Consider the following 12,231-nt stretch of genomic DNA (forward strand, 5'->3'; position numbering starts at 1 on the left):
CTTCGTTGGGCCCGGGATCGGGGATGGTGATCGTCTCGATGGAGACGGGCTCGCCCTTGCTCTTGGCGACGACGGCGCGGACCTGCTGCGGCATGGTTGATGCTCCTGAGAGTGGTTGCGCAGCGGCATTCGGTGCAGCTGTGCGTATTGGAATCGCGTTAATATATCAGTTACCGGGCAGTATGGATTGTTAAATGCGAGTATCGAAGCCGGTTGGAGTTTTCTGGGTCCATCTGTATTTCCGCTGTTGAGGGCTTGTGCGCAATCGGAAATTACGGCAACAAACGTATCGCAGCACCGCGCCATCTCTTGACATCGCTCTCAGGTCGGCTCAGTCTAGTTCGGGTTCGAGTAAATCGAAGTTGCGCAGAGAGCAACGCGTCGCGCATCAATCCGACCACCCACGCTGCGTGCACGGGCGACATACCTATTCGGCGACAGCCGGAGGGAGAACGATGTGACAACGAACAGCAAACCCCGGGGCGACAAAACTCGCGTCGCTGCACCCGAGAAACATGCCCCTCATCATTACGGCCCCCTCGAGGTCTACCACCACGGAGAGGAGGGCAAGCCGCGCACCGACAAGGTGGTGTTCGGTATTACCGCCGCCATCGTCATCGCGATTCTGGCATGGGGCATCCTCGGCACCGAGAACATGAAGTCCGTCAACGCGTCGGTACTCGACTGGGTCGTGACCAACGTCGGCTGGCTGTTCATCTTCTCGGCCACCGGGTTCGTGATCTTCGCGCTGTGGCTCGCACTCAGTCGATACGGGAAGATTCCGCTCGGCAAAGACGGTGAGAAGCCCGAATTCAACACCGTCAGCTGGATCGCGATGATGTTCAGCGCCGGCATGGGAATCGGCTTGATCTTCTGGGGAGTGGCCGAGCCCCTCACTCACTTCGTCACCCCGCCGCCCGGAATCACCGATTCCACTGTGGGAACGGCACTCTCGACGGCCATCTTCCACTGGGGGCTGCACCCCTGGTCGATGTACGCGGTGGTCGGATTGTCCATCGCCTACGGCACCTACCGGATGGGCCGCAAGCAGCTCATCAGCTCCTCGTTCATTCCGCTGATCGGTCGCCGCGCCGAAGGCCCCATCGGCAAGGTCATCGACATTCTGGCGATCTTCGCCACGATGTTCGGTACTGCGGCCTCTCTCGGCCTCGGTGCACTCCAGATCGGTTCGGGTATCGAGGTTCTCGGCTGGGTCAACCAAGCGGGGACGCTTCTGCTCGTGGCGGTGGTCGCCATCCTGACGCTCGCCTTCGTGGCCTCGGCAGTGTCGGGAATTTCCAAGGGAATTCAGTGGCTCTCCAACATCAACATGGTGCTGGCCCTCCTGCTCGCGGTGTTCGTGTTCGTCGCCGGACCCACCGTGCTGATCCTGAACCTCCTGCCCACCACGCTCGGTGACTATGCCGCGCACATCGCCGGAATGTCGGCGCGTTCGGCGGCATCCGGTGGTCCCGAGACCGAGTCCTGGCTCTCGTCCTGGACGATTTTCTACTGGGCATGGTGGATCTCGTGGACTCCTTTCGTCGGTATGTTCCTCGCTCGCATCAGTCGTGGCCGCACCATTCGCCAGTTCGTGATCGGCGTCATCCTCATTCCGACGTCGGTGAGCTTGGTCTGGTTCTCGATCTTCGGTGGAGCGGCAATCGGCGAGCAGCAGAAGGGGACCGAAGACCTGGTGGCCCTCGGTAAGCCGGAATCGCAGCTGTTCGCGGTTCTCGACCACTTCCCGTTGGCAGGCATCTCGTCGGTGCTGGTGATGGTGTTGGTCGCTATCTTCTTCGTCAGTGGGGCCGATGCCGCCTCGATCGTGATGGGCACCCTGTCGCAACGAGGCACCCTGGATCCGTCCCGTGGGGTCGTCGCCTTCTGGGGTGTCGTCACCGGCGGCATCGCGATCCTGATGCTGTGGACGGGAGGATCGGACGCCCTCAACGGGTTGCAGACGATGACCATCATCGTGGCGGCACCGTTCGTGCTGGTGATGATCGGTACTTGTGTCTCGCTGTACAAGGACGTCACGAACGACCCGTTCATCGTCAAGAGCCCCAAGACTCCGCCGAAAGTGAAGTCCGACAAGTGAAGTGAGCCGTCGGTGCGGGACGCGTACACACGTGTCCCGCACCGTCGGTATTTCCGGGGTTGACCGCAACCATCGCTGCCCATACTCTTGATATATCAATCTATGGTTAGTTGTCGTGCAGGCCGTCGATCATCCCGGCCGAGCTCCATCTCTCCACCCCGATACGGAAGGACCACCATGGGTTCACCGAGAGTTGTCATCATCGGCGCCGGCATCGTCGGTACCAACGTGGCCGACGAGCTCACCGCACGCGGTTGGGATCGCATCACCGTGCTCGATCAGGGGCCGCTCCCTCTCACGGGTGGATCCACCTCGCACGCACCGGGACTGGTGTTCCAGACCAACGCATCCAAGACGATGACCGAACTCGCCCGATACACGGTCGAGAAATTCATGGGCCTCGAGGTGGACGGGCAGTGGTGCTTCAATCAGCTCGGCGGCCTCGAAGTGGCGACCACCGAGGAGCGACTCGCCGACCTGCACCGCAAGCAGGGGTGGGCCACGTCCTGGGGCATCGAAGGATCGGTGATCGACCCGTCCGAATGCGCCAAACTGCACCCGCTACTGGATCGTTCGCGCGTTCTCGGCGGTCTGTACGTCGAGACCGACGGTCTCGCCAAGGCGTCCCGCGCTGTCGTGGCACTGACCCGACGCGCAGAATCGCGTGGAGCCGTGTTCCGCGGCTCCACCAAGGTCATCGGCATCGAACAGACGGGTGGCCGAGTCACCGGTGTGGCTACCGACCACGGCGTCATCGAAGCCGACATCGTGGTGTCCTGCGCCGGCTTCTGGGGCCCCGATGTGGGCGAACTGGTCGGCATGAAGGTGCCGCTGCTGCCGCTGGCGCACCAGTACGCCAGGACCGACCAGATCCCGGAACTTGTGGGACGCAACACCGAAGCGGCCGAGGCGGGCATGCCAATCCTTCGCCACCAGGATCAGGACCTGTACTTCCGCGAGCACGTCGACCGTCTCGGCATCGGCAGCTACGCCCACCGCCCGATGCCGGTCGACACCAAGACCCTGCCCGGCGGAGACGATGTGTCCGACGAGGCCATGCCGTCCATGCTCGACTTCACGCAGGAGGATTTCGCCCCGTCGTGGGAGCAGTCCAAACTGCTGTTGCCGTGCCTCGAGACGGCCAAGATCGACCACGGTTTCAACGGAGTCTTCTCGTTCACACCGGACGGCGGACCGCTGCTCGGTGAGTCCCCGGACGTCAAGGGCTTCTGGATCGCCGAGGCCGTATGGGTCACGCACTCGGCCGGAGTCGGCAGGGCCATCGCGCAGTTGCTGGTCGACGGACAATCCGAGGTGGAATTGCACGGATGCGACGTCAACCGCTTCGAGGACTTCCAACTCGATCCCGCGTACGTCAGCGAGACCTCGCAGCAGAACTTCGTCGAGATCTACGACGTCCTGCATCCCTTGCAGCCGCGGTTGTCCCCGCGTGATGTTCGGGTCAGTCCCTTCAATGCGCGGCAGCACCAACTCGGTGCCGTATTCCTCGAAGGCGGCGGGTGGGAACGCCCGCACTGGTACGAGGCCAATGCCGATCTGGTGCAGCAGCTTCCGGCCGAGTGGCAGCCGCCGAAGCGCGACGAGTGGGCATCGATGTTCCATTCGCCCATCGCCGCAGCCGAGGCCTGGAAGACCCGTACCTCCGTCGCCATGTACGACATGACCCCGCTCAAGCGGCTACGCGTACGCGGACCCGGTGCGCTGGCACTGTTGGAGGGTTTGACGTCCGGCAAGATGGACAAGTCCGTCGGGGCCGTCACGTACACTCTGGCTCTCGACGAGAAGGGCGGCGTCCGAAGCGATCTCACCGTGGCGCGGTTGTCCGCCGACGAGTTCCAGGTCGGAGCGAACGGCAACCTCGACTTCGACTACCTTCGCCGCGAAGCACCGAGTGACGGCAGCGTCACCGTCGACGACATCACCGGATCCACGTGCTGCATCGGTCTGTGGGGTCCGCACGCTCGCGAGGTCGTCGAGAAGCTGACCCAGGACGACTTCTCGAACGAGAACTTCAAGTACTTCCGCTGCAAGCAGGTTCGCATCGGGGGAGTGCCCGTCACAGCGATGCGGTTGTCGTACGTGGGCGAGCTCGGGTGGGAGCTGTACACCACTGCCGATTACGGGCAGCGACTGTGGGACATGTTGTGGCAGGCCGGTTCCGAGTTCGGCATCATCGCCGGCGGGCGCGCTGCGTTCAACAGCCTGCGTATGGAGAAGGGCTACCGGTCGTGGGGCTCGGACATGACCACCGAGCACAATCCCTACGAGGCGGGTCTCGGCTTCGCGGTGCGCCCGCAGAAAGGTGAATTCCGCGGCCGCGACGCCGTGCTCGAGATGTCCGACGACACCGTCTCCAAGAAGTTGGTCTGCCTGAAGATCGACGACGGCACGTCGGTGGTACTCGGCCACGAGCCCGTCCTGGTGGACGGCGAACCCGCCGGCTACGTCACCAGCGCCTCGTTCGGGCACACCGTCGGTGCGCCGATCGCCTACGCCTGGGTTCCGGCCGGTAGCGCAGAACCCGGTGCAGCAGTTCAGATTCGATACTTCGATCGGCTCGTGTCCGCCACCGTCGTGGCCGAGCCCCTCGTCGACCCCGAGATGGCCAAGATTCGCAGCTGACGACCCACCAGTACCAGGAGATTCGATGACCGAGAACTTCACCCTCACGCTCAGCTGCGGACAGCGGCCGGGCATCGTCCGGGCCGTCAGTGCATTCCTCTTCGACAACGACTGCGACATCGCCGAACACCAACAGTTCGACGACTCCACGGACGGCTCGTTCTTCCTGCGCACCTCGTTCGTGGCCGGCGGCACCACCGACATCGAGAAACTGACCGAGAGCTTCCGCGAAGTAGCGGAGCGATTCTCGATGATGTACACCTTCAACGGCTGCAGTCAGCCCCGCATTCTCGTCATGGTCTCCAAAATGGGGCACTGCCTGAACGACCTTATCTTCCGTTGGCGCTCACAGAACCTCGGCGGAGAACTGGTGGCCGTGGTGAGCAACCACGAGGTCCTGCGGCCGATGGCCGAGGCCGCCGGGCTGCCGTTCGTCCACGTTCCCGTCACCCCGGGCACCAAGGCCGAGGCCGAGCAGCGTCTGCTGGACCTCGTCGCCGAGTACGAGGTCGATCTGGTGGTGCTGGCCCGGTACATGCAGGTGCTCTCCGACGAGACGTGTCGAGCGTTGCACGGCAAGGCCATCAACATCCACCATTCCTTCCTGCCCGGCTTCAAGGGCGCGAAGCCCTACCACCAGGCCTTCGACCGGGGCGTCAAGCAGGTCGGTGCGACGGCGCACTATGTCACCCCCGATCTCGACGAGGGCCCAATCATCGAGCAGCAGGTCATTCGCATCGACCACACTCACGACCCGTCTCGTCTGGCCACCGTCGGACAGGACGCAGAGGCACTCGCACTCTCGCGAGCGGTGCGCTGGCACTGCGAGAATCGCGTCCTGCTGCACGGACACCGGACGGTCATCTTCAGCTGAACAGACACACGCAAGGGCCCGTACCGAATCGGTACGGGCCCCTTGCGTGTGAACCCCACACCCTTTCTGCCGAGTGCGCGCTGGTTCCAGCCTCCGAGAACGGGCGCGCACCCTCGAAAAAGGGCGTGAGGTCCCCCTGCTCTAGCACTCCACGAAATTGACCGGCACGTTGATCGCGAGTCCGCCGCTGGAGGTCTCCTTGTACTTCGAGTGCATGTCTGCCCCGGTGGAGCGCATGGTCTCGATCACCTGATCCAGACTGACGCGATGAGTACCGTTACCGCGCAACGCCATACGAGCTGCGTTGATCGCCTTGCCGGCGGAGATCGCGTTACGTTCGATACACGGAATCTGAACCAGCCCGCCGATGGGGTCGCACGTGAGACCGAGGCTGTGTTCCATCGCGATCTCGGCCGCGTTCTCCACCTGTTCGGGAGTGCCGCCCAATACCTCGGCCAGACCGGCTGCGGCCATCGACGCAGCCGAACCCACCTCGCCCTGGCAGCCCACTTCGGCACCGGAGATCGACGCCATCTCCTTGTACAGCGACCCGATTGCGCCGGCGGTGAGCAGAAAGCGCACCGTGCTGCCGTCGGGATCGGCGACCCCGTTGGCGGTGTAGCGAGTGGCGTAGTGCAGCACAGCCGGGATGATGCCGGCCGCGCCGTTGGTGGGGGCTGTCACGATGCGGCCGCCGGAGGCGTTCTCCTCGTTGACCGCGAGCGCCACGAGATTGACCCAGTCCTCGGCGAATTCGCTCGAACGGTTCGGATCCTCGGCATCGAGTCGGAGGAACCAGTCCCTCGCTCGGCGTCGCACTTCGAGCGCGCCCGGCAGATAGCCGTCGCGGGAGATGCCGCGAACCTCGCACTCCACCATGACGTCCCGGATGTGCAGCAGCCCATCTCGTATCTCGTCGAGCGTGCGACGTTCTAGCTCGACCTCGGTCATGACGTCGCTGATGCTGCAGCGTCGCCGTTCACAGATCTGGAGCAGTTCCTTGGCCGACGCGAACCCGTTGGCGGAGGCGAGTGGCGCGACGGCCTCGATGCTTTCGGCCTCGGTCACCACGAAGCCGCCACCCACCGAGAAGTAGGTCTGGGTGTGCAGTTCGGTCGAATCCACCGCGCGGGCAGTCAGTTTCATTCCGTTGGGATGGAACGGCAGTACCGTCAACGGGCGCAGCACGATGTCGTCCACCGCGAGGTCGATCTCGCGGGCACCGCCGAACAGAATGCGCCCGGTGGCCTCCATCGACGCTTGCCGCTGTTCCATCACCTTGGTGGAAATGGTCTCGGGCAGTAGTCCTTCCAATCCGAGCAGCACTGCGGTCATGGTGCCGTGGCCGGCTCCGGTCGCGGCCAGCGAACCGTACAGGTCCACGGCCACCTCACGAACGTCCTCGAAGGCGGACATGGTGCGCAGATCGTCGACGAACCGAGCGGCCGCACGCATCGGACCGACCGTGTGGGAACTCGAGGGTCCGACTCCGACGGAAAAGAGGTCGAACACACTGATCGTCATGAGTCCACCCGAGCTGCGTCGGTGGGTTCGCGCGTGGTGAGGGCCTCGAACGACGCGGCGGCGGGAGTCAGGACGGCGAACAACCAGCCGGCACCGAGTGGATCGGCAGCGACGAGCGACGGGTCCTCGCGTACAGCCGGATTGACGATCGTGACCATTCCGCTCACCGGGGCGAACACCGTGACCGAGCCGGCGGAGGTATGGATGGTGCCGCACGCGTCTCCGGAAGTGAGCACGGTACGTACCGCCGGAAGGTCGACGCCGACGATGTCGGCCGCGTCGGCCAACGCCGCCGGTGTCACACCCACACGGCTCGGAGTCTGTGCGGGTGAGCCGAACGGGTCGACGGCCATCCAACCGTGCTCGGCGCTGAAGAGCCGACGGGCGGAGGAGAGGGATGCAGTCATGAGGTGGCCTCGGCATTCGTCGTGGATTGACCTGGGGGTGAGTGCAGTACGTCGAGAGACCGCACTGCCCGCAGCACGGCCAGTGCATCGATGGTGGCGGCGACGTCGTGGACCCGCAGGAGTGACGCCCCGTTCTGGGCCGCGATGATCGCGGCGGCGAGTGATCCGGCGAGTCGGCCGTCGACCTCTCGGCCGGTAATGGCACCGATCATTCCTTTCCGAGACACACCCGCCATGATCGGTCGACCGGCCGCGGTGATTGCCCGAAGGCCCTGCAGCAGTGTCAGGTTGTGCTCGAGAGTCTTTCCGAATCCGAATCCGGGATCGACCAGGATGCGGTACGCCGGGATTCCGGCTCGGATGCATTCGGCAGCCCGGTCGTCGAGGAACTCGCACACCTCTGCGGTGACGTCGCCGTAGCGAGGGGAGTGCTGCATCGTCGACGGATCGCCCTGCATATGCGTCAGGCATACGGCAACGTCCAGTTCGGCTGCTGCGGCGAGTGCGCCCGGAAGGCGAAGAGCGCGCACGTCGTTGATGACGCTCGCCCCGGCGCGCACCGCCTCTCGCATCACCTCGGGTCGTGAGGTGTCGATCGACAGTGGTGTCGAGGTAAGCCTGGACAGGGCGTCGATCACCGGTACAACTCGGGCGATCTCCTCGTCGACGGTGGGCGGGGTTGCCCCCGGCCGGGTCGACTCACCGCCGATGTCGAGTAGCTCTGCTCCCTCGTCGACCATCGACAGTGCATGCGCCACAGCACGATCCGAGTCCAGGAAGCGGCCGCCATCGGAGAACGAATCCGGGGTCACATTGACGATCCCACAGACCACGGGATGAGAGGTCGTCAGTCGAGTGAGCAGTCGGTCGCGGGTATCGGCTACCCGTGTTGCCGTGGAGACGCTCGTGAGCACTGCGATCACCTTTTCTCTCGCGCGGGGTTCAGAGTCCGAATCAGCCGACGTCGGTGTATTCCTCGGCCGCGTCGGTCAACCAGGCCGCGAGATAGCGTGCGAACGACGAGCGCACGAGGATGCGGTAGTCGGTTCCGGTGTCGTCGCAGGCGATCAGGATCATGCCTGCCATCGCGAGCATCGTCTGTACCGTCGACCCGGCCGGAAAGATGCGGGGGTGCAGATCGATCGAGCACCCCTTGGCCAGCACGTCGCGGGCTCTGGAACCGCTCAGGCGCAGGCTGGTTCGCTGGGCGGAGACATCGGTTGCCGCACCCCGATGCTCACGAACGGCCGTGCCGAGACGGTGTTCGAGTTCGACCGGATCGAGTCCTGCCCCGATCACCAGCCACTCCTCGGGACCGAGCCAGATCGCGGTGGTGTTCGTGCCCTCGGCGACGCGGCCGGGGCCGGGCAGCTCGGTGCCGAGTTCGGTCGAGGCAGCTGCACCGCCGGGCCCGTTCGGGTCGACCCACAGGTCGATCCCGGCGAGGAACGGCTCCTCCACGATGCGCACAGCGGGCGAATCCGGCAGAACAGTCTCTGCAAGTGGGCTTCTGGCGGCGAGTCGGTCAGCCATCACGGCGGTTACCTTCCGGGTCGACGAGTACGGAGCCGGTGACTTCCACGGCGACGAGGGTGTCGCCCACCGGGACGTGCAGGATGTCGCCGAGTCGGTCACGTCCGGCTTCGAGCAGGGCCAGCCCGAACGGCCTGCCCAGTTCGGCACTGGCGTAACTCGACGTGACGTGGCCGAGCATCGGTACCGGAAGCTCGGGGAGGACGCCGCTCTCGGAGTGCTCGATGATCTGCGAGCCCTCCGGGAGGACGGTCTCCCGATCGACGGGCAGCAGCCCGACGAACTGCTTGCGCAACGGGTTCCGGTTCTCGGCACGCTCGAACGAGCGCTTTCCGATGAAGTCGAGCTTCTTCTTCGATACCGCCCAGCTCATGCCGAGATCCTGCGGCGTGACGGTGCCGTCGGTGTCCTGGCCGACGATCGGGTAGCCCTTCTCGGCCCGCAGCACGTGCATGGTCTCGGTGCCGTACGGGGTGATGCCGTACTTCTCGCCCGCATCGATCAGCCGCGACCACAGTGCGTGGGCGTGCCAGGAATCGATGTTCACCTCGAAGGCCAGTTCACCGGAGAAGCTGATGCGCGCCACGCGCACCGGCACACCGTCGACCGACGCGTCTCGCCAGGCCATGAACGGGAACGCCTCGTTGGACACGTCGAGTTCGGGAAAGATCTCGCCGACGAGGTCGCGAGAGCGTGGTCCGACGACGGGGAACGTGGCCCACTGCTCGGTGACCGACGTCAGCCGAACTGCGAGGTGCGGCCACTCGGTCTGCAGCCATTCCTCCATCCAGTCGAGCATTCCTGCTGCGCCGCCCGTGGTGGTGAACACCTGGAATCGGTCGTTCGCCAGACGCATCACGGTGCCGTCGTCGATCACCATGCCGTCGGCACCGCACATCACGCCGTACCGAACCATGCCGACCTTCAAGTTGCTCATCATGTTCGTGTAGAACATGTCCAGCACCACACCGGCGTCGGGGCCCTGCACGTCGATCTTGCCGAGGGTCGAACCGTCCAGCATGCCGACGCCCGAACGCACGCCCGCACACTCGCGGAGCACGGCGTCGTGCATCTCCTCGCCGGGCAGTGGGTAGTAGCGGGGCCGCTTCCACTGTCCGACGTCCTCGAAGACCGCGCCGCGTGCGACGTGCCAATCGTGGACTGCGGTAACCCGTTCCGGGTCGAACGCCATGCCTCGGTTGCGGCCGGCCAACGCTGCGAACGCCACCGGGGTGTACGGCGGTCGGAAAGTGGTGGTGCCGAGGTTCTCCACCGGCTTGTCGAGCAGTTCCGCCACGATGCCCGAGGACACCACACCGGAGGTCTTGCCCTGATCGTGCGCGGTGCCGATCGTGGTGTAGCGCTTGATGTGTTCCATCGACGACATGCCTGCACCGACGGCACGGACCAGATCCGCCACTGTCGCGTCGCGCTGCACATCGACGAACTGGTTGTCGGCTCCGAAGTCGTCGCGCACGCGCCACAGCACCAGCGACTCGCTGCTCGGGACGGATTCGACTGCTGGAAGCGGGGTTTCGGGAGCCTCGAAGCCGAGGCGGGTCAGTGCACCTGTCGCGGCCGCGCTGCCGTCACGTAGACATCCGGCCAGGTCGAAGACCCCCGATGCCGACCCGGCGACACTGATGCCCTCGACGTCGTCCGCAGGCACGAATGCGCCGAGTTCGCCGTCGTAGCGCAGCTTTCCGCGGGCCTGGCTGAACAGGTGCACGGCAGGGTTCCAGCCTCCACTGACGAGAAGTACGTCGCAGCCCACGGTCTCGGTGGCACCGCTCGCGCCGGTCAGAAGTGCGTGTGTGACGCGGTTGTCGCCGTGGGTGCCGGACACGACACTGCCGGTGCGCACCTCGATACCGCGCTCGCGGCACAGGCCGAGCCAGTATTCGGGCGCAGTGTCGCGGGCGTCGACGATGCGCGCGATGCGGACCCCGGCGTCGTGCAGATCGACGGCGGCCTTGTACGCGCTGTCGTTGGTGGTGAACACCACGGCCTCGGTTCCTACCGTCACGCCGTAGCGATGCAGGAACGTACGTGCACTGTGCGCCAACATGATTCCGGGTCGATCGTTATCGGTGAAGACGACGGGCCGCTCGTGGGCACCGGTGGCCACCAGGATGTGACGCGAACGAATACGCCAAACTCGCTGACGACTCAGTGCGGCAGGCGCTTCCAGTCCCAGGTGATCGGTGCGGCGCTCGAGGGCGAGCACGAAGCCGTCGTCGTAGGAACCGAACGCGGTGGTGCGGCGCAGCAAGGTCACGTCGGGGAAGGTCGACAACTCGGCCACCGCGTCGGCCACCCAGTCCAGGGCCGGCCGGCCGTCGATGACGTCGTCGGAGCCGAGCAGGGAGCCGCCGAACTCGCTCTGATCGTCGACGACGACCACACGAGCGCCACTGCGGGCGGCGACCAGAGCGGCCGTCAGACCGGCCGGACCGGCGCCGACGACCAACAGGTCGGCGTGGGCGTGCATGGCGTCGTACTTGGCGGAGTCGGAGATCTCGGCGAGTCGGCCCTGCCCAGGGATGCCGCGGGCGACCAGGCCGTCGTACAGCTCGATCGTCGTGGCGAGCAGCATCGGCTCGGGGAACGGCTCCTCGATCTGTACGAGTCCGCCGGTGTCCTCGGCCCACGCTGCGGTGAATCCGCGGGGCCTACCCAGCTTGATGCTGGTGGTGACCTGGTGAATGCCGTTGGCGAGCAATGCAGATGCCAGCGTGTCGCCTGGGTGGCCCTGCAGGTCCGAGCCGCCGAACGTGAAGTCGAAAGTGCTCGTGCGGTCGATGCGACCGCCGGATGCGGTGCGGAATGCGGTCATGGGTTCACCGGCTTCGGGTCGTCGAGGCGATAGACACTGTGGATTCGGTACGTGGCGGTGTCCCGCACGGCGTTGAACCAACGCCGACAGCCCGCGCTGTGGCTCCACCGTTCCGCGAAGAGCCCCTTGGGGTTGTCGCGGAAGAACACGAAGTGCGCCCACTGTTCGTCGGTGAGGGCCGAGGGATCCTCGGGGTAGGCGATGTGCGCCTGGCCGCCGTAGTGGAACTCGGTTTCTTCTCGACTCCCGCACCACGGGCATTCGATCAATTGCATTGCCACTCCAAGATTTCTCGTTCGGGTGCTGCGTGTGT

General features: G+C 65.1%; 9 protein-coding genes. 3 read left to right on the forward strand and 6 right to left on the reverse strand.

The features are described 5' to 3' along the window. Positions 1-589 precede the first annotated feature (589 nt). The 3 genes from ABZ677_RS23015 (at position 590) to purU (ending at position 5,618) form a co-directional block, all read left to right on the forward strand. On the forward strand, positions 590-2,101 hold the full coding sequence (locus tag ABZ677_RS23015; protein WP_358373739.1) for a BCCT family transporter: 1,512 nt from the start codon (positions 590-592) through the stop codon (positions 2,099-2,101). Between the two features lie 177 nt (positions 2,102-2,278). After that, positions 2,279-4,744, forward strand: coding sequence for an FAD-dependent oxidoreductase (locus ABZ677_RS23020; protein WP_358373590.1), 2,466 nt, complete (start codon positions 2,279-2,281; stop codon positions 4,742-4,744). A gap of 25 nt (positions 4,745-4,769) precedes the next feature. Further along, on the forward strand, positions 4,770-5,618 hold the full coding sequence (gene purU / locus ABZ677_RS23025) for a formyltetrahydrofolate deformylase (protein ID WP_358373593.1): 849 nt from the start codon (positions 4,770-4,772) through the stop codon (positions 5,616-5,618). A gap of 141 nt (positions 5,619-5,759) precedes the next feature. On the opposite strand, the gene ABZ677_RS23030 is transcribed toward purU, so the two are convergent. The 6 genes from ABZ677_RS23030 to ABZ677_RS23055 form a co-directional block, all read right to left on the reverse strand. Beyond that, positions 5,760-7,142, reverse strand: a complete 1,383-nt coding sequence (locus ABZ677_RS23030) for an L-serine ammonia-lyase (RefSeq protein ID WP_358373596.1) — start codon at positions 7,140-7,142, stop codon at positions 5,760-5,762. Beyond that, positions 7,139-7,549, reverse strand: coding sequence for a glycine cleavage system protein H (locus ABZ677_RS23035; protein ID WP_358373598.1), 411 nt, complete (start codon positions 7,547-7,549; stop codon positions 7,139-7,141). Before ABZ677_RS23035 ends, ABZ677_RS23030 begins: the two co-directional genes overlap by 4 nt. Next, positions 7,546-8,412 carry a dihydropteroate synthase gene (gene folP / locus ABZ677_RS23040; protein WP_358373742.1) on the reverse strand — a complete coding sequence of 289 codons (867 nt, stop codon included), beginning with the start codon at positions 8,410-8,412 and terminating at the stop codon, positions 7,546-7,548. The genes ABZ677_RS23035 and folP overlap by 4 nt, the downstream gene beginning before the upstream one ends. A gap of 91 nt (positions 8,413-8,503) precedes the next feature. Beyond that, entirely contained in the window at positions 8,504-9,082 is a 579-nt protein-coding gene (locus ABZ677_RS23045; RefSeq protein ID WP_358373601.1) for a sarcosine oxidase subunit gamma family protein, read from the reverse strand. Continuing rightward, positions 9,075-11,918 carry a 2Fe-2S iron-sulfur cluster-binding protein gene (locus ABZ677_RS23050; RefSeq protein WP_358373604.1) on the reverse strand — a complete coding sequence of 948 codons (2,844 nt, stop codon included), beginning with the start codon at positions 11,916-11,918 and terminating at the stop codon, positions 9,075-9,077. The genes ABZ677_RS23045 and ABZ677_RS23050 overlap by 8 nt, the downstream gene beginning before the upstream one ends. Beyond that, positions 11,915-12,193, reverse strand: a complete 279-nt coding sequence (locus ABZ677_RS23055) for a sarcosine oxidase subunit delta (RefSeq protein ID WP_027494732.1) — start codon at positions 12,191-12,193, stop codon at positions 11,915-11,917. Before ABZ677_RS23055 ends, ABZ677_RS23050 begins: the two co-directional genes overlap by 4 nt. Positions 12,194-12,231: the final 38 nt, after the last annotated feature.

The organism is Rhodococcus sp. NPDC006774, from assembly GCF_040636045.1.
In the GTDB taxonomy this organism is placed as follows: domain Bacteria; phylum Actinomycetota; class Actinomycetes; order Mycobacteriales; family Mycobacteriaceae; genus Rhodococcoides.